The following is an 18,193-nucleotide window of genomic DNA, read 5'->3' as shown; positions in this document are numbered from 1 at the left end:
CTGTTCCCTGCGGGACAGGCAGGTTAGCCATTTTCGTACATTCTTACGGCACGCGCTGCTCCGGTTGGCCCGGTGCACGGATCGCTCAAAGGGAGATGACGTTATGGTCCAGGCTTCAATCCTCGTTCGTCAGCATCGGGATGCCGGGCCCGGCCGTGACGGTGTTTGCCGCCGCCGCGTGACACTGCGCGTGCTGACCACCACCGTCATGCTGGCTCTCGCTGCCGTCGGCAGCGCGCCTGCCGCGATCGCCCAGCCCGCCGCGGCGGTCATGGCGCCGGCGCTGGTGCCGCTCGAACAGGCCTTCATGAAGGCTGCGACCGACCTCTTTGCAAAGGTGCCAGTCGGCGCCGGCGACGTCACCATCGTGATCGATCCGCTGATCGACGGCGTCACCGGCATCCAGTCGGCCGCGACACGCGGTTTCGACAGGCGCATCGCCGAACTCGTCGCCGAGCGCTATCCGCATGTGAAGGTCCTGGCCTTCACGCCAGAGAACGTCGCCAGGGCGCGCTTCGTCTTCATCGGCACCTTCAACACGATCAACAATGCCGGCCAGCCGGGGGCTGAGAAGGATGCCTTCTGGATCTGCTTCGCTTTGGTCGAGCGCGAGGCCAGGACCGTCTATGCCCGCAGCGTCTCGCGCGCCCTCATCGGCAATGTCGACATCGCTCCGGCCGCTTCCTATTCCGACAGCCCGGTCTGGGGCATGGACGCTGCGACGAAGGCCTATATCGAGGCCTGCCAGAAGTCGCAGCCGGGCACGCCCGTAGCACCGGCCTATCTCGATCAGCTCGGGGCCGCCGCCCGCATCCGCGAGGCGACTGCTGCCTATGAGGCTGGCGATCACCGCAAGGCGCGCGATCTTTACCGCGAGGCCAAGGATCAACCAGGCGGCGACCAGCTCCGCGTCCTGAACGGGCTCTATCTGTCCTATACCGCGCTGGGCGAGACCGGCGAGGCCGACCAGACCTTTGGCCAGATGGTCGAACGCGGCTTCTCGCTCGGCCAGCTCGGCGTGAAGTTCCTGTTCGAGCCGAACTCGACGGCCTTCAACGCCGATCGCAAGCTGTCGGCGAGCTATCCCGCCTGGTTGCGCGAGATCGCATCGCGCGCCACCAGGGCCGGTGTCTGCCTCGAGGTCGTCGGCCATGCCAGCCGCACCGGCCCGGAGGATCTGAACGACCGGCTCTCCCGCGACCGTGCCGAGCGCATCGCCTCGCTGATGGCCGGGCAGGCGCCGGGCATCTCCCAACGCTTGCGCCCTTCCGGTGTCGGCTATCGCGAGGCGCTGGTCGGGCTGCCGCGCGACGACGCCAGCACGGCGGTCGATCGCCGCGTCGAATTCAAGACGGCGCCCTGCGCATGACCTGGTCTCGCATTGCTCCGGGCCGGCTGCGTCGCTGCCTGTCGGGAGCAAACCGGCAGCCGAAATCGCCCCTGCTGCTAACCGCATTCCCGGCCATCGCGGCCGGAATCGCCCTGCTGATGACGGCGTCCCACTCCCTGGCCCAGCCGAAGCCGCCCCAGGCAGGTGCTGTAGCTCCCACGCTGAAGCTGATCCCGCTGGCTCCGCCGAAGGATCCGGCCGTCGAACTGGCCGAGCGCATCGCCGCCACCACCAACCGCGCGGCGCTGCTCGAACTCATGGCCGCCGGGGTGGACAAGGCCAGGATCGCGGCGCGGCTGACGGCTCTGGGCTATGTCGATCTCGCCGCCGGCAGCACGCGGCTCTGGCTCAAGCCGGGCTCGGGCGAGACCTTCCGCGACTGCGCCGACTGCCCGGAACTCGTCCTCGTGCCCGAGGGCGATGTCCGCATCCAGCTCTCGACCGGCGCCACGCCGCGGATCGTCGAGGCCAGCCTGCCGCAACCCTTCGCCGTTGGCCGTTTCGAGGTTACGCGGGCGCAGTATCGGGCCTTCGTCGCGCAGTCGGGCCATGTCGTCGAGATCGGTTGCCACGTCCGCGCGCCGGTCTGGAAGCTCGATCCGACCCTGTCCTGGCAGGATCCGGGCTACCCTCAGACGGAAAGCGACCCCGTCGCCTGCGTCAGTCATGGCGACGCCAGGGCCTATCTCGCCTGGCTGTCGAAGCGCAGCGGCCAGCGCTACCGTTTGCTCTCGGACCCGGAATGGCACCATGTCGCGGCCGGTTCGGCGAAGGAGATGGCCGATCCCGCGCGGCTCTGCGCCATCGGCAACGGCGCCGACGAGAGCGCGAAGCAGGGCAATCCGGGCTGGACGGTCGCACCCTGCCGGGACGGCTTCCGCAACACCGCACCGGCCGGCAGCTTCGCCGCGACCGCCTGGGGCATCTCCGATCTCAGCGGCAATCTTTGGGAGTGGGTGGATACCTGTCCGCCCGATCCGTCGGTTCCCGGTCAACCCTTTCCGCCACCTGTCTGCAACGAGGTCGAGGGCCGCATCCTCAGGGGCGGTTCCTGGGCCGATCCGCCGGCGATGCGCACGCTCGATGCCCGGATCGTCAGCGATCCCGGCATCCGCGATCAGGTTGCAGGCTTCCGCGTCGCCCGCGATCTCGGGAACTGAGCGCGCCGACTCTACGCGATTCGGGGCGCCGTCTGCGCGGCCCGGCGGCCGGTCCAGAGCCATGCCGTCACCGCAGCCAGCAGGACGGCTCCCGCGATCTGTGAATTCTGGAACGGCAGGAACAGGCCGATGCCGGCTGCAAAGAGCAGGGCGCGCTTCGTCAGGTCGAGCATGACGATGTAGTAGCCCTCGAACGCGGCATTGAGCGCCAGCACCCCGAGCGCCACCGCTCCGACGGCCGCGATGATCTGCCAGAGCGAACCGATCATGAGCAGCGCGGGCTGGTACATGAAGACGAAGGGCAGGATGAAGGCGACCATCGCGATCCGGCAGGCGACGAGCGCGATCATCACCGGATTGGCCTTGGCGATCGAGGCCGCCGCGAAGGCCGCAACGGCGACCGGCGGCGTGATCGCCGACATCGAGGCGATATAGACGATGAAGAGATGCGCCGGCAGCACCGCGATGCCGAGCGCGATCAGCGCCGGGGCCGCCAGCACGGCCGAGAGCGCATAGACCGCCGGCGTCGGCATGCCCATGCCGAGCACGATGATGACGAAGGCAGCCACGATGATCGTCAGGATCGGGCTGCCGCCGGCCATGTGGAACAGGCCCGAGCTGATCTTGCCGGTGAGGTCGGTCATCGAGAGCGTGCCGACGACGAGCCCGGCGATGGCGCAGGCGACACCGACGCCGATCATGCCGCGCATGCCGTCGCTGAGACCGAAGAACAGCGTCTTGACGAGCTGAACCGGGTTCTTCTGCCGCAGCAGGGCGACGGGCAGCAGCGCGGCGCAGGCGATGGCACCGGCGAAGGACGGCCGGTTGAGACTGAGCACGCCCCAGACCAGAAGGCCGATCGGAACCAGATACAGCCAGTCGCGCCGCAGCACGGTCAGGATCGAGGGAGCCTCGCCATGCGACATCGGCTGGAGGCCATCCCGATGCGCCCGGAAATGCGCGGCAAGGAAGACCGACTGGTAGTAGAGCAGGGCAGGCACCAGCGCCGACAGGGCGATCGTCGCATAGGGAATGCCGGTGAAGTCGGTCATCAGGAAGGCCGCCGAGCCCATCACCGGCGGCAGCAGCGCACCGCCCGTCGATGCCGCGGATTCGATGGCGCCGGCATAGGTGCGGCTGACGCCGGTCCGGATCATCAGCGGGATGCTGAAGGAGCCGGTGGTGACGACGTCGGCCGTCGGCGATCCCGAGATCGAGCCGTAGAGGCCCGACGAGACGACCGCGACCTTGCTCGCCCCGCCGACCTGCTTGCCGACGAGGCTGTTGGCGACGTCATAGAAGAAGTCGGCGCCGCCGATCCGGTCCAGCAGCGCGCCGAAGATGACGAAGACGACGACGAGGAAGGCCGCCACCTCCAGCGCCGGGCCGAACAGGCCGTTGGTCGAAAAGACGAGATGGTCGACGATCTCCTGCGTGCTGAAACCGCGATGGGCGAAGGAGCCCGTCAGCCTGTTGCCGAAGATCGCATAAGCGAGGAACGTCGAGACGAGGACGACGAGGATCATCCCGATGCAGCGTCGCGTCGCTTCCATCACCAGCGCGATCAGGACCATCGAGGCGGCGATGTCGAGGGTCGAGAGCTCGTCGATCATCGGCAGGCGCAACTCGTGCACCGGATGCATCGCGATGAAATAGCCGCAGGAGGCGACCGACAGTGCGACCAAACCCCAGGCCGGCCAGGAGCGGCCGGTCTGTCGCAGCGGATTGGCGGTCGTGGTCAGGAAGGCCAGCGACAGGACTGCTCCGAGGAAGAGGAACAGCGCGATCTCGCGGTTGACATACCAGCCGAAGGACATCGCCAGTAGCAGCAGGCCGGCCGCGACGCCGACGATGTGGACGGTCCACTGCTCGGGGGCGTCGAGCCGGCGCGACTGTCCCGGCGCGAGGAGCTTCAGCAGGAGCGGCATCGGGGCACCTCGCGAAATCGGCATCGATCAGCTCCGCACGGCACCTTTCACTTGATCAGGCCGGCCTTCCGATAGGCCATCTCCGCGCCCGGATGGAGCGCTAGCGGCGCGGTCTGGGTGAGGTTGACGGGCTCGAGGCGCGCCATCGTGGCATGGGCCTGCTTGAGATAGTCGAAGTTCTTCAGCATCCCCTCGACGATCGCCGCCGCATCCTCGTTCTTCATCTCGCTGGCCGCGAATAGCACGACGCTGCCGGTGACGGTTGGGATCGCCTGCGGCTGGAACGGATAGGTGCCGGCTGGAACCGTGATCGCCGCGGTGCCGAGCTGGGCGCCGAGCTTGGCGGTCGCCTCCGGGCTGATGCCCAGCATCTTGACCTTCATCTCGCGGGTCGCGCTGTTGATCTGGCCGGAGGGAAAGGCGAGCATGTTGATGATGATGTCGACCTGGCCGTTCTTCATCATCTCCAGGCCGGCATTGTAGTCGACATGTTGGATGCGCCCGCCCCAGCCCTCGATGTCCTTGGCGGTGATGCCATAGACCTTGAAGACCTCCTCGCCGGTCACCGCCATCAGCGTGCCACGCTGGTTGAGCGCGATGCGCACCGGCTTCTTGGCGGCCAGGATGCTCTCGAAGCTGTCGATGCCGGAATCCTCGCGGACGAGGATCTGCACCGCGGCCTGCGGATCGATCAGCGCGATGGCCTTGAGGTTGGTGACGGGCGCCTTGAACGGATCTTCGCCCGCCTGCGCCCGCTTGATGAGCTGGGCATGGGCGATGCCGAGTTCGACCTTGCCGGTCGAGACGAGCTGGATATTGGCGGCCTCGCGGCCGGGCTCGTAGCCGAAGGCGGCGCCGGGCGATTCACGCCGGATCGTCTCGCCGATCGCATTGCCGATGGCGCTCCAGGCGCCGCCGACCGAGCCGCCGGTCAGGGTGATCTTCTTGGTCGGAGCGGTCTGCGCCAGGCTGAGGCCTGCGCAGAGTCCGAGCGATGCCGCCACGATGGACGCGATAGCCAGTCTCTTCATGATTGCCCTCCCAGGCCTGTGTCGAGAGATGGCCCGCATGACGGGCCGCAAACCCATACTTCGTCGGTCGCAACCTGCGCCCGACGATCTGCCGTAGCTGTCTATCCCCGGCGGCTTCAAGCCGCTTCGTCGCGTGCATGTCTTGTTTGTCAGGCAAAGCCCTGCGCAGCACGAGGCGAAGTTTGTTGGTATGCATATGGCTTGTCAATGCTGGTCTTCGCTCAATCTGACCGCTTGCAGTGCAGCAATTGCTTGCGAAATAAGCGCTGCAACCATGGGTTTGGCCCGGATTTAGGCATGGTTGCACTGTCAGCCCGAAAACGGCGGCCCCCTGATCTATTCCTTGCTTGACAGTCTGCAGCGCTCTCCGCATCGTTGGTACACAAACGGTAATCAAATCGGGCCGTCCATGCTATTCGCTCTCCCTGGCGAAGCCCGCGCCAAGGCTGCGGGAGCGCGTGTCAGGGGCTGAAGCATGTATGATCGTTTCGCGACCGAGCGGCTGATCGACCTCTGGCTGAGGGAGGACATCGGCTCCTGCGACCTGACCGTCCAGCTCATGATCGAGCCGACCGAGACGGGCTGCTTCCGGATGAATGCCCGCGAGCCGATGGTGCTGGCGGGGATCGATGTCGCCGCCGCCGTGTTCCGGCGCTACGAGCCGGCGCTGTCGGTCAAGGTCGAGGCTGCCGATGGCGACCGCGTCGAGAAGGGCGCGACCCTGATCCTGGTCGAGGGGCCGGCGCAGGGCATTCTGACCGCCGAGCGCACGGCACTGAACATCGTGCAGCGCCTGTCCGGCATCGCGACCGAGACGGCGCGCTATGTCGACATTATCAAGGGCACCTCGGCGCGTCTGATCGACACCCGCAAGACCACGCCCGGCCTGCGCATGCTGGAGAAGCATGCGGTCGCCTGCGGTGGCGGCCTCAACCACCGCCTCGGCCTCGATAACGGCGTGATGATCAAGGACAACCACATCGCGGTCTGCGGCGGCATCGCCCAGGCAGTCGAGCGCGCCCGCAAAAGGCTGCCGGTGCTGACCAAAATCGAGGTCGAATGCGACCGGATGGAGCAGGTCCGCGATGCGGTCGCGGCCGGCGCCGACGTCATCATGCTCGACAACATGCCGGTGCCGGAGATGAAGGAGGCGGTGGCCTATGTCGCGGGCCGCGCCAAGGTCGAGGCCTCGGGCGGTATTCGCTACGAGACCATCCGCGCCATCGCCGAGACCGGCGTCGACTATATCTCGACCAGCAAGATCACCCAGTCGGCGCCCGCCGTCGACATCGGGCTCGACGAGGCCTGAGGCAACACCGGAACCATGCGGCCAGGCATCCTCTTCGTCGTCGTCGGCCCGAGCGGCGCCGGCAAGGACACGCTGATGGACGGCGCCCGCAAGGCGCTGGCCGATGGCGGTCGCTTCGGCTTTGCCCGGCGCCTGATCACCAGGCCGGCCGATGCCGGTGGCGAGGATCACGAGGCGATCGACGATCAGGGTTTCGCAGCGCTCGCCGCCTCCGGCGGGCTGCTCGTCTCCTGGAACGCCCATGGCCTGCATTACGGCCTGCGGGCCTCGCTGCGCGATGAACTGGTGGCGGGCCGGCACATCGTCGCCAATGGCTCGCGCGGCGTGCTGGAGACGCTGGCCGGCGCGGTCCCGCGCCTGATCATCATCAACGTGACCGCCTCGCCCGAAATCCTTGCCGCCCGGCTGGCCTCGCGCGGTCGCGAGACGGCGGACGACATCGCGGCAAGGTTGGCGCGCCGGCCGCCGCAACTGCCGGCCGGGATCGAGACGCTGGTCGTCGAGAACAACGGCGCGATCGAGGAGGGCATCGAGCATTTCCTCGCTGCGATCGACGCCGCCACGCGCCGGCTCGCGCTGAAGCCCGTGTCGATCGACGCCTGGCGCGACAACATCGCCTATCTGCCGCGCGACAGCATGCTCGGCGTCGAGGACTTCGACGGGCCGGGCAAGGTCGACGTGGCCGGACAGGCCGATGCGAGCGGGCAGCGCCGCAGCATCCGCGCCCGCGTCAATGTCGTCGAGCCGGGCTGGCTGCTGGCGCCGGACGAGATCGGCCTGTCGCGCGAGGCCTTCGCGCAACTCGGCCTGCCGGAAAACAGCGAGATCACGCTGACGCGCACCCCGCCGCAGCACAGCCGCGATGCGCTTCGCGCCAAGATTCAAGGCCATGAGCTCGGCGCGTCCGAATACGCCATGCTGCTGCGCGACATCGTCGAGGGGCGCTACCCCGAAGGCGAAATCTCGGCGTTTCTCGTTGCCGCCACGCGTTCGCTGAGCGATGCCGAGGTTGGCGCGTTGGCCAGCGTCCGCGCTTCCTTCTCGACGCCCCTGCGCTGGAACGAGCCGATCGTCGTCGACAAGCATTCGATGGGCGGCATTCCCGGCAGCCGGATCACGCTGATCGTGGCGCCGATCGTCGCGGCCCATGGCCTCGCCATGCCCAAGACCTCGTCGCGTGCGATCACCTCGGCCGCCGGCACTGCCGATGCGATGGAGGTTCTGGCGAAGGTCGATCTCACGGTCGACGATGTCCGCCGCACGGTTGCAGAGGCCCGCGCTTGCATCGCCTGGAACGGGCGTCTCAACCACTCCGCCGTGGACGATGTGATGAACGCGATCACGCGCCCGCTGGGCATCGATTCCAATCGCTGGTCGGTGGCTTCGATCATCTCGAAGAAGCTGACGGCGGGCTCGACCCATGTCGCCGTCGATCTGCCCTACGGCCGGCGGGCGAAGCTGCGCAGCCAGGCCGAAGCCGAAGAGTTGGGCCGCCTGTTCGAGACGGTCGGGAGCTCGGTCGGCCTGCATGTCGAGGCCGTCGCGACCTGCGGCGCCGGTCCGATCGGGCGCGGCATCGGCCCGGCGCTCGAGGTCCGCGACGTGCTCTGGGTGCTGGAAGGCCAGCCTGAGGCCCCCGCCGACCTGCGTGAGAAGGCGCTTGCCTTTGCCGGGCGCATCCTGTCCTGGGACCCCGCCGTCGCGACGCCAGAACGCGGCCGGGCGCGCGCTGCCGAACTCCTGGATTCGGGCGCGGCGCGCATGGCGTTGGACGCAATCGTCGCCGCGCAGGGGCGGCGGGAGATCGTGCCGAAGCCGGCCGCTCTGACCCATACGGTGAAGGCGCTTCGGCCCGGCCGCATCGGCGAGATCGACGGCTGGTGCATCGCCGGTATCGCGCGACGCGCCGGGGCGCCCTTCGACAAGGGCGCCGGCATCGACCTGCTGCGCCGCGTTGGCGACGACGTGACGGCAGGCGAGGCGCTCTTCATCATCCACGCCTCGGCCGGGCCGGAGCTCGAGGCGGCTGTCGCGATGGCGGCGCAGGACGATGGTTTTGTGCTGGCTGGCGAGGCCGCGTTGCTCGACTGAGCAATCAAAGGGACCGGTCGTCCCGGACAAGCCGCGTCAGCGGCGCTGATACGGGAGCCATGCCGGAGGCTTTCCGATAGAGGTTCCGGAATGGGTCCCGGGTCTTCGCTACGCTACGCCCGGGACGACGGCGCGCTTCGTCACTGCGACAAAACCCTCAAGGCTTCGGCATCTTCAGCGGGTCGATCGAGATCGCCCGTTTCAGCGTCCTGAGGCCGAAGGTCGTGCGGGTCTGGCGGATGCCGGGGATGCGGTAGAGCATCTCGCGCAGGAAGCGCTCGTAATGGTCGGTGCCGCTGACCACGACCTTGACGAGATAGTCGTATTCGCCGGTGACCAGATAGGCCTCGACCACCTCGGGGATGCGCGTCAGCGCCTCGCCGAAATGGTCGAGGATCTTGTCGTCATGCTTGTCGAGGGTGATCTCGACGAAGACGACATTGTTGAAGCCGAGCACCTTCTGGTCGAGCACGGCGACATATTTTTCGATCGCGCCGCTTTCCTCCAGCCGCTTCACCCGCGTCCAGCACGGCGAGGGTGACAGCCCGACCTTCTCCGCCAGCGCATTGGTGGTCAGCCGGCCGTCTTCCTGCAGGGCGGAGAGAATCCGCAGATCGGTCTGATCGGGCTCGTCTCCTCGTCTGCTTCGCGATATCACGGCAAATCATCCTGTTAAATTGTCATGGGGCAGAAATTATTTCCGTTGTCGGTTCCTTCCGCAACCAATTTCGAGAGAACTCTTTTTCAGGGTCGGGCTAGCCTGACGGCAAGAGGGACGGGCCGGCCCTGCCGCTCGGCATGGCGCGGAACCGGGCCCCGTGACGACGATACGGCTTGCTGTCCGGGGCGGACGGCGGAATGCTGGGGAGCCAGGGCGATGCCTGTAGGAAGACTGGAGCGCGGCCATGACGTCTGACACTCCCCTTCGCTTTCATGTGCCGCAGCCGGCGAGCCGGCCGGGCGAGAAGCCCGACTTCTCCCATGTCGTGATCCCGAAGGCTGGTACGGTCGAGCGTCCGCCCGTCGACGTCGATCCCAAGGAGATCAGGGATCTCGCCTATTCGATCATCCGCGTCCTCAACCGCGAGGGCGAAGCGGTTGGCCCCTGGGTGCCGGACCTCTCCAAGGAAGACCTGATCCGCGGCCTGCGCCACATGATGACGCTGCGCACCTTCGACGCCCGCATGCAGATGGCCCAGCGCCAGGGTAAGACCTCGTTTTACATGCAGCACACCGGCGAGGAGGCGGTGAGCTGCGCCTTCCGCATCGCGCTCGCGCCCGGCGACATGAACTTCCCGACCTATCGCCAGGCCGGGCTGCTGATCGCCGACGAGTATCCGCTCGTCGACATGATGTGCCAGATCTATTCCAACGAGCGCGACCCGCTGAAAGGCCGGCAATTGCCGGTGATGTATTCGTCGAAGCAGCATGGCTTCTTCTCGATCTCCGGCAATCTGGCGACGCAGTTCGTGCAGGCGGTCGGCTGGGCTATGGCTTCGGCGATCAAGGGCGACACGAAGATAGCGGCAGCCTGGGTCGGCGACGGCTCGACGGCGGAATCGGATTTCCACGCTGCGCTCGTCTTCGCCTCGACCTACAAGGCCCCCGTCGTCCTCAACGTCGTCAACAACCAATGGGCGATCTCGACCTTCCAGGGCATCGCGCGCGGCGGCTCGGGCACCTTCGCGGCGAGGGGACTCGGCTTCGGCATCCCGGCGCTGCGGGTCGACGGCAACGATTACCTCGCGACCTATGCGGTGGCGCAATGGGCGATCGAGCGGGCGCGCCGCAATCTGGGTCCCACGCTGGTCGAATACGTCACCTACCGCGCCGGCGCCCATTCCACTTCGGACGACCCCTCCGCCTATCGGCCCAAGCATGAATCGGATGGCTGGCCGCTGGGCGACCCGCTGATGCGGCTGAAGGAGCACCTGATCGCGGTCGGCGCCTGGAGCGAGGAGCGCCACAAGCAGGCCGAGGCCGAGATCCTGGAGACGGTGATTGCCGCCCAGAAGGAGGCCGAGAGCTTTGGCACGCTGCATTCCGGCGGCAAGCCCTCGGCGCGCGACATGTTCGAGGGCGTCTATGCCGAGCTGCCGCCGCATCTGCGCCGCCAGCGCCAGCAATTGGGGGTGTGAGACGCATGGCTTCCTGGCACATGAACCTCCGCCGTCATGCTCGCCCTTGTGGCGAGCACCCATGTCTTGAACACGGCCCTCGCCAGAGGAAGACGTGGATGGTCGGGACAAGCCCGACCATGACGATGTGGTCCGCCCCTCTCTTTTTCGGAGGCCGCTGACCATGCCACGCATGACGATGATCGAGGCGATCCGCTCCGCCATGGACGTCTCGATGGGGCGCGACGAGAATGTCGTGGTCTATGGCGAGGATGTGGGCTTTTTCGGCGGCGTCTTCCGCTGCACCCATGGGCTGCAGCAGAAATACGGCGTCAACCGCTGTTTCGACGCACCGATCAGCGAGGCCGGCATCGTCGGCACGGCGATCGGCATGGCTGCCTATGGCCTGCGGCCCTGCATCGAGATCCAGTTCGCCGACTACATGTATCCGGCCTATGACCAGATCGTCTCCGAGGCCGCCCGGCTGCGCTATCGCTCGAATGGCGACTTCACCTGCCCGATCGTGATCCGCATGCCGACCGGCGGCGGCATCTTCGGCGGCCAGACCCACAGCCAGAGCCCCGAGGCCCTCTTCACCCACGTCTCGGGGCTGAAGACCGTGGTGCCCTCCAACCCCTACGACGCCAAGGGGCTGCTGATCGCCGCGATCGAGGATCCGGACCCTGTGATCTTCCTGGAGCCCAAGCGCCTCTATAATGGTCCCTTCGACGGCCATCACGACCGGCCGGTGACGCCCTGGTCGAAGCATGAGCTCGGCGAGGTGCCCGATGGCCATTTCGCGCTGCCGCTCGGCAAGGCCGCGATCCGACGCGAGGGTTCGGCCTGCACCATCGTCACCTATGGCACCATGGTGCATGTCGCCGAGGCCGTGGCGCAGGAGACCGGCATTGACGCCGAAGTGATCGATCTGCGCAGCCTCGTTCCGCTCGACCTCGACACGATCACCGCCTCCGTCGCCAAGACCGGGCGCTGCATGGTGCTGCACGAGGCGACGCTGACGTCGGGTTTTGGCGCCGAGCTGGCCGCGCTCGTTCAGGAGACCTGCTTCTATCATCTCGAGGCGCCGGTCCGGCGTGTCGCAGGCTGGGATACGCCTTATCCCCATGCCCAGGAGTGGGCCTATTTCCCCGGCCCGGCCCGCGTCGGCCAGGCGCTTGCCGAGATCATGGAGAGCCGCTGATGGCCGAGCGCATCATCAAGCTTCCCGATGTCGGCGAAGGCATCGCCGAGGCCGAACTGGTCGAGTGGCACGTCAAGGTCGGCGACATCATCCGCGAGGATGACCTGCTTGCCGCCGTGATGACCGACAAGGCGACGGTCGAGATTCCGGCGCCCGTCGACGGCGAGGTCACCTGGATCGGCGCCGAGGTTGGCGACACGGTTGCGATCGGTTCGGCGATCGTGAAGCTCAAGATCGCCGGCGAGGCCGGAGCCGAAGAACCGCCGGCTGATACGGCCGAGCCGGAGCCAGAGCAGGCCGAGTCGAAATCCGAGACGCCGAAATCCGCCGTGCCGGAATCGGCCAAGGCCGCGGCTTCCCCCGAGCCGCCCCGCGCCATGACAGTCCCTAAGCCCACGCGGGCGATCGCGACGGCGGCGCCTCAGGCACCGGCTGCCCCGCGCCGTGCGCCTGGCGACAAGCCGCTGGCCTCGCCGGCGGTGCGTCTCAAGGCGCGCGAAGCCGGCATCGATCTGCGCCAGGTCACGGGCACGGGGCCCGCGAGCCGCATCCTGCACGAGGACATCGACGCCTTCCTGCTTCGCGGCCCGGAGCCGGGCCACACGCCCGGCCTTGCCGAGAAGAGCGGTGTCACCGAGGTCAAGATCGTCGGTCTCAGGCGCAAGATCGCCGAGAAGATGGCGCTGTCGAAAGCGCGTATCCCGCACATCACCATCGTCGAGGAGGTGAATGTCAACCCGCTCGAGGATTTGCGCGCGACGTTGAACCGGAAGCCGACGCCCGAGCGGCCGAAGCTGACGCTGCTGCCGTTCCTGATGCGCGCCATGGTCAAGGCGCTGGCCGAGCAGCCCAACCTGAACGCGCTCTATGACGACGAGGCCGGCATCGTGCGCCAGCATGCCGGCATTCATCTCGGTATCGCGACGCAGACGCCGGGCGGGCTGATGGTGCCGGTGGTCAAACATGCCGAGGCGCGTGACATCTGGGGCTGCGCCGTTGAACTCAACCGCATTGCCGATCGCGCCCGCGACGGCACCGCGACCCGCGACGAACTCACCGGCTCGACCATCACCATCACCTCGCTTGGCGCGATGGGCGGCATTGCAACGACGCCGGTCATCAACCATCCCGAGGTCGCCATCGTCGGCGTCAACAAGATGATGGTGCGTCCGGTCTGGGACGGTACCACCTTCGTCCCGCGTAAGATGATGAACCTGTCCTCCAGCTTCGACCATCGCGTCGTCGACGGTTGGGACGCGGCCGTCTTCGTGCAGCGGCTCAAGGAGTTGCTTGAGAACCCGGCCACGCTGTTCATCGATGTCTGAGGCGATGGTGTCTGTCCTCATCACCTTTACCGGGTCATCTCGGACGCAGCGAAGCGGAGATCCGGGATCCATTCCTGAGCCGTTCCGGAATGGGTCCTGGGTCTCCCTCCGGTCGCCCGGGACGATGGCGCGTTTCAAAAGGAAAGCCTTCCCCGTTTGGGGCGGAGTTCAGTCATGACCGAGATCATCTGCAAGCTGCTCGTCATCGGCGCCGGTCCCGGCGGCTATGTCTGCGCCATCCGGGCCGGCCAGCTCGGCCTCGACACCGTCATCGTCGAGAGTGGCAAGCTCGGCGGCACCTGCCTGAATGTCGGCTGCATCCCCTCCAAGGCGATGATCCACGTCGCCGAGGAGTTCGAGAAGGTGGCCCATGCCGCCGCTGGCAAGACGCCCTTTGGACTGACGGCGGGCGCACCGGCGCTCGATTTCGGCAAGGCCGTCGCCTGGAAGGACGGCATCGTCGCGCGCCTCAACAACGGCGTCGCGGCGCTTCTGCGCAAGGCCAAGGTCAAGATCGTCCATGGCCGCGCTCGCTTCCGCGACGGCAAGACGGTGGTGGTCGAGACCGAGACCGGCCCGAAGGTGATCCGCGCCGAGAGGATCGTCATCGCGACCGGCTCGATCCCGGTCGAATTGCCCTTTCTGCCCTTCGGTGGCCCGGTGATCTCCTCGACGGAGGCGCTGGCGCTGGCCGAGGTGCCCAGGCGCCTAGCCGTCGTCGGCGGCGGTTATATCGGGCTGGAACTCGGCATTGCCTTCGCCAAGCTCGGCAGCCAGGTCACGATCGTCGAGGCTCAAGGTCGCATCCTGCCGCTCTATGATGCCGATATGACCGGGCCGGTCGCGAAGCGGCTGACTTTGCTCGGCATCGAAGTCCTGCTTGGCGCCAAGGCGCGGGGCGCAGCGCCGAAGGGCGACGCCTTGCTGGTCGAGACAGCGGACGGCCAGGAGCGCCGCATCGCTGCCGACAAAATCCTCGTCACCGTTGGCCGGGCGCCGGCTACCGCTGGTCTCGGTCTCGACGAACTGGTGCTCGACATGGATGGCCGCTTTATCCGCATCGGCGACCAGTGCGAGACCTCGATGCGCGGCATCCATGCCATCGGCGACGTCACAGGCGAGCCGATGCTGGCCCATCGCGCCATGGCGCAGGGCGAGATGGTCGCCGAGATCGCGGCGGGCCTCTCGCGTGCCTGGGACAAGCGCTGCATCCCGGCGATCTGCTTCACCGATCCCGAGATCGTCTCGGCCGGCCTGTCGCCGGACGAAGCGAAGCGCGCCGGACTCGATGTCAGGATCGGCCAGTTTCCCTTCGCGGCCAATGGCCGGGCGATGACGCGCGACGGCGAGCAGGGCTTCGTCCGCATCGTCGCCCAGGCGCAGACGCAGCTCGTCCTCGGCATCCAGGCGGTGGGCTCGGGCGTCTCCGAACTCTCGACCGCCTTCGGGCTCGCCATCGAGATGGGTGCAACGCTGGAGGATATCGCCGGCACGATCCACGCCCATCCGACACAAGGCGAGGGTTTCCAGGAGGCGGCGCTCAAGGCGCTCGGGCATGCGATCCATATTTGATCGCGATCGCGCGGCGCCTCAGCATGGGGCTGTTGCTTCCAGGCGCGTCTGGTGGCTTCTATGTCGCATGCATACAATATTGACATTGTCTTCATCTGCTCCCATGTGAAGACCGCGCCGATGACGCGGCGCGCTTTCGGGAGACCGTCATGTCCGGCGAGCAATGGCCGCCTCTGTCGCCGCTGCAGACGGGTCTGCGCGGCCGCTGCCCGCGCTGCGGCAAGGGCCATCTGTTCCAGGGTTTCCTGAAGCTGCGTCCGTCCTGCGAGGTCTGCGGGCTCGACTATTCCTTCGCCGATCCGGCGGACGGCCCGGCCTTCTTCGTGATGATGTTCGTCTGCGTGCCGGCCGCCGCCTTTCCGCTTTGGCTCGAACTCGCCTATCAGCCGCCGACCTGGGTGCATTTCGTCACGACGCTGCCGCTGATCCTGCTGACCTGCATCCCGCCGCTCCAGCCGCTGAAGGGCTGGCTCGTCGCCGCGCAGTTCTTCCACAAGGCAGAGGAGGGGCGTCTGGCCAAGCCGATCGCCCGGGAAAAGCCGGAAGGCTGAGCGGAGGCGCGGCCCGCCGGGCCTGCCCTCACACCACCGAGTGATCCGCCACGCGTTCATGGCCGATGATCGCGGCCAGCGTTGCGAGCGCCTCGCCGAGACGCGCCCTGTCGGGCACGCCGCCGAGCGAGATGCGCACGGCATCCGGCGCTCGTCCCTCGACGCTGAACGCATCGGACGGCGTCACCCCCAGCCCCTCGCGACGCGCGGCCTCGATCAGGCGGTGGCGGTCCCAATGCGCCGGCAGCGGCTGCCAGATATGCAGCCCGTTCGGATGGCTCCGGCCCGAGAGCGGCAGGATCGCGCGCGCCAGCGCCTGCCGCGCGGCAGCCTCCCTGCGCACGCCGTCGAGCAGATCGCCTGCCGCGCCAACCCTGATCCAGTGCGTCGCCAGCGCCGTCATCAGCGGCGCCGGCATCAGCGTGATCGCGCGCAGGGCGCGTGCCAGTGCATCGGGCGCCGTGCCGTCGGGAACCACGACGAAAGCGGTCCGCAGGCCCGGCGTCAGCGCCTTCGACAGCGTCGCGACATGATAGGTCCGCTCTGGCGCGAATGTGGCGATGGCCGGCGGCGCGTCGCCCGCGAGCAGGCTGTAGGGGTCGTCCTCGATCAGGGTGAGGTCATGCGCCCGTGCGAGCGCGACGATCTCGCGCCGGCGCCGCTCCGGCATGGTGATGGCCGTCGGATTCTGGATCGTCGGGGTCAGGCAGAGCAGCTTCGCGCCATACGCGTGAATGGTGGTCTCCAGCGCGTCGGGCCGCAAGCCCTCATCGTCGCTCGGGACAGGCGCCGGCCTCAATCCCCGCAGCCGGGCCGCCGCCAGCAGCCCCGGATAGGTCAGCGGCTCGCACAGCAGCGTCTCGCCCGGGCGCGCCAGCACGGTCAGGAGCGCGACGAGCGCCGGCTGTGCGCCGGGTGCGACGACCACCCGCTGCGGCTCGATCCGCCCGAGCATCGGTTCGAGCCAGGCACAGCCTGCCGCCCGGTCGGCCAGCGAGCCCGCGCCGACATGATAGGTCATCAGCAGATCGGCGCTGGAGCGCGCCAGCACCTCGGCGATGCCCCGCTGCATCAGCTCGGCGAGCCGCACCCCCTTCGGCGCCGGCGGGATGTTCATGCTGAGATCGACCGGTGGTCCCAAGGCTTCCGGCCGCGCCGCGATGAAGGAGCCGCGCCCGGTCACGGCGTCGAGCAAGTTGCGCTGGCGCGCCTCCGCATAGGCGCGGGTCACCGTGGTCAGGTCGACATCGAGCAACTCGGCCAGCCTGCGCTGCGGCGGCAGCCGGTCGCCGGGCCGCAGCGCGCCGGTCGCGACGGCTGCGGTGATGCGGTCCGCGATCTGGAGGTAGCGCGGACCGGCAGCGGGATCGAGCGGGTCGATCCAGCGCGCGACGGGCTCGTCCTGCGCCATTCCAGAAAGCTCCGCCGCTGCTGCCATACGCCGGGCTATATTGTCCGGATCGCGGAGGCCGGCAAGGGGGCTCCGCCGTTCCGCGAGGTGCCGCTAGCCGGGGCCGGCGCTGTCGCGGAGGCCGAGTATCGTAACGGCTTCACGCGGCAGGCGAAACGGGGGTAGGGTCGGCACATCCCGCGCCAGAAGCGCATCCAGCGAAGCTTGCGGCCACATTGAACCTCAAATTCCTCGAAACCTTCGTCTGGGTCGCGCGGCTGCGGAATTTCTCGGTCGCGGCGGAGAAGCTCTGCACCACGCAGGCCGCGGTCTCGAACCGCATCGCGACGCTGGAGCGCGAGCTTGGCGTGCGCCTGTTCGAGCGCGACCTGCGCAATGTCGGCCTGACGCCGCATGGCCAGCGCGCTCTGCCGCAGGCGGAGGCGATCATGCGCATGGTGGCGGAGTTCGAGCGCTCGATCAGCGATGCCGGCCAGATGCGCGGGACGGTGATGATCGGCACCGTCGATTCCGTCGTCTACGCCTGGCTGCCGCGCCTGATCGAGCGGGTGAAGGAGACCTATCCCAACGTCGCGATCGATCTGAACGTTGACACCAGCCTCAACCTCGCCCGGCAGGTCCAGGATGGCCAGATCGATCTCGGCTTGATCATGGGGCCGGTCGTGGCACCGCATATCCGCAACATCGAACTCTGCGTCTTCGACTGTCTCTGGATCGCGTCGCCGAAGCTGCCGTTGAAACCCGGCCGGCTCGCCATCGCCGATCTCACCGACTATCCGATCTTCGCCTATTCGAAGGGCTCGCAGCCGCATCATTCGGTGCTGCGGGCGATCGAACTCTCGGGCATCGACATCGAGACGGTGCGGGTGTTCAACTCGAACTCGCTTGCCACCATTACGCGGCTGATCCGCGATGGCGTCGGCGTGGCAACCCTGCCGCGGGCGGTGGTGCAGGAATTCCTCGATACCGGCGAGCTGCACGTGCTCGATGTCGAGGCAACGCTGCCGGCGCTGCATTTCCACGCCGTCTTCAACGACAACCCCGGAAATGCCCTGCCGGCCCTGATCGCCGACATGGCGGCTGAAATCGCGGCGTCCTGAGCCTGCC

General features: G+C 67.6%; 14 protein-coding genes and 1 pseudogene. 11 read left to right on the top strand and 4 right to left on the bottom strand.

Annotated elements, in window-relative coordinates; genetic code table 11:
* The first annotated feature begins 103 nt into the window (after nt 1-103).
* Together C8D03_RS06910 and C8D03_RS06905 are read left to right on the top strand one after the other, a co-directional pair.
* On the top strand, nt 104-1,369 hold the full coding sequence (locus C8D03_RS06910; protein ID WP_146170107.1) for an OmpA family protein: 1,266 nt from the start codon (nt 104-106) through the stop codon (nt 1,367-1,369).
* On the top strand, nt 1,366-2,550 hold the full coding sequence (locus C8D03_RS06905; RefSeq protein WP_108045606.1) for a formylglycine-generating enzyme family protein: 1,185 nt from the start codon (nt 1,366-1,368) through the stop codon (nt 2,548-2,550). The genes C8D03_RS06910 and C8D03_RS06905 overlap by 4 nt, the downstream gene beginning before the upstream one ends.
* Nucleotides 2,551-2,561: 11 nt before the next feature.
* Here the strand turns inward: C8D03_RS06905 and C8D03_RS06900 are convergent, their stop codons facing one another.
* Complete coding sequence (locus C8D03_RS06900) at nt 2,562-4,502, bottom strand: TRAP transporter permease (protein WP_108045605.1); 1,941 nt, start codon at nt 4,500-4,502, stop codon at nt 2,562-2,564.
* Nucleotides 4,503-4,525: 23 nt separating this feature from the next.
* Complete coding sequence (locus C8D03_RS06895) at nt 4,526-5,509, bottom strand: TAXI family TRAP transporter solute-binding subunit (protein ID WP_181300738.1); 984 nt, start codon at nt 5,507-5,509, stop codon at nt 4,526-4,528.
* 475 nt (nt 5,510-5,984) lie between these two features.
* On the opposite strand from C8D03_RS06895, the gene nadC reads away from it, so the two are divergent.
* The 3 genes and pseudogenes from nadC to C8D03_RS06885 all read left to right on the top strand — a co-directional run bounded on the left by nadC (nt 5,985) and on the right by C8D03_RS06885 (nt 8,909).
* The gene (gene nadC, locus C8D03_RS06890; RefSeq protein WP_108045603.1) at nt 5,985-6,818 is read left to right on the top strand and encodes a carboxylating nicotinate-nucleotide diphosphorylase; all 834 of its coding nucleotides are present in this window, start codon (nt 5,985-5,987) and stop codon (nt 6,816-6,818) included.
* A 15-nt stretch (nt 6,819-6,833) separates the two neighbouring features.
* Nucleotides 6,834-7,373, top strand: a pseudogene (gene phnN, locus C8D03_RS26745) (phosphonate metabolism protein/1,5-bisphosphokinase (PRPP-forming) PhnN); the annotation flags it as partial.
* Complete coding sequence (locus C8D03_RS06885; protein ID WP_282568612.1) at nt 7,347-8,909, top strand: thymidine phosphorylase family protein; 1,563 nt, start codon at nt 7,347-7,349, stop codon at nt 8,907-8,909. The pseudogene phnN and the gene C8D03_RS06885, both read left to right, overlap by 27 nt.
* A 157-nt stretch (nt 8,910-9,066) precedes the next feature.
* Here C8D03_RS06885 and C8D03_RS06880 read toward each other — a convergent pair whose 3' ends face one another.
* Complete coding sequence (locus C8D03_RS06880; RefSeq protein WP_108045601.1) at nt 9,067-9,567, bottom strand: Lrp/AsnC family transcriptional regulator; 501 nt, start codon at nt 9,565-9,567, stop codon at nt 9,067-9,069.
* A gap of 247 nt (nt 9,568-9,814) precedes the next feature.
* On the opposite strand from C8D03_RS06880, the gene C8D03_RS06875 reads away from it, so the two are divergent.
* From C8D03_RS06875 to C8D03_RS06855, 5 genes are all read left to right on the top strand, one after another.
* Nucleotides 9,815-11,047: a 3-methyl-2-oxobutanoate dehydrogenase (2-methylpropanoyl-transferring) subunit alpha gene (locus C8D03_RS06875; protein ID WP_108045600.1), complete on the top strand. Its 1,233-nt coding sequence runs from the start codon at nt 9,815-9,817 to the stop codon at nt 11,045-11,047.
* A 163-nt stretch (nt 11,048-11,210) separates the two neighbouring features.
* On the top strand, nt 11,211-12,227 hold the full coding sequence (locus C8D03_RS06870; protein ID WP_108045599.1) for an alpha-ketoacid dehydrogenase subunit beta: 1,017 nt from the start codon (nt 11,211-11,213) through the stop codon (nt 12,225-12,227).
* Complete coding sequence (locus C8D03_RS06865) at nt 12,227-13,552, top strand: dihydrolipoamide acetyltransferase family protein (protein WP_108045598.1); 1,326 nt, start codon at nt 12,227-12,229, stop codon at nt 13,550-13,552. The genes C8D03_RS06870 and C8D03_RS06865 overlap by 1 nt, the downstream gene beginning before the upstream one ends.
* A 174-nt stretch (nt 13,553-13,726) precedes the next feature.
* Entirely contained in the window at nt 13,727-15,124 is a 1,398-nt protein-coding gene (gene lpdA / locus C8D03_RS06860; RefSeq protein ID WP_108045597.1) for a dihydrolipoyl dehydrogenase, read from the top strand.
* 149 nt (nt 15,125-15,273) lie between these two features.
* The gene (locus C8D03_RS06855) at nt 15,274-15,675 is read left to right on the top strand and encodes a DUF983 domain-containing protein (protein WP_108045596.1); all 402 of its coding nucleotides are present in this window, start codon (nt 15,274-15,276) and stop codon (nt 15,673-15,675) included.
* 28 nt (nt 15,676-15,703) lie between these two features.
* On the opposite strand, the gene C8D03_RS06850 is transcribed toward C8D03_RS06855, so the two are convergent.
* The gene (locus tag C8D03_RS06850; RefSeq protein WP_108045595.1) at nt 15,704-17,086 is read right to left on the bottom strand and encodes an aminotransferase-like domain-containing protein; all 1,383 of its coding nucleotides are present in this window, start codon (nt 17,084-17,086) and stop codon (nt 15,704-15,706) included.
* A gap of 215 nt (nt 17,087-17,301) precedes the next feature.
* On the opposite strand from C8D03_RS06850, the gene C8D03_RS06845 reads away from it, so the two are divergent.
* Nucleotides 17,302-18,186 (top strand): LysR family transcriptional regulator, encoded by an 885-nt coding sequence (locus C8D03_RS06845; RefSeq protein WP_108045594.1) that lies wholly within the window; start codon nt 17,302-17,304, stop codon nt 18,184-18,186.
* Nucleotides 18,187-18,193: the final 7 nt, after the last annotated feature.

This window comes from Bosea sp. 124, assembly GCF_003046175.1.
Taxonomy (GTDB): Bacteria; Pseudomonadota; Alphaproteobacteria; order Rhizobiales; family Beijerinckiaceae; genus Allobosea.
The sequence above is the reverse complement of the archived record's forward strand: the minus strand, read 5'-3'. Positions and strand labels throughout refer to the sequence as shown.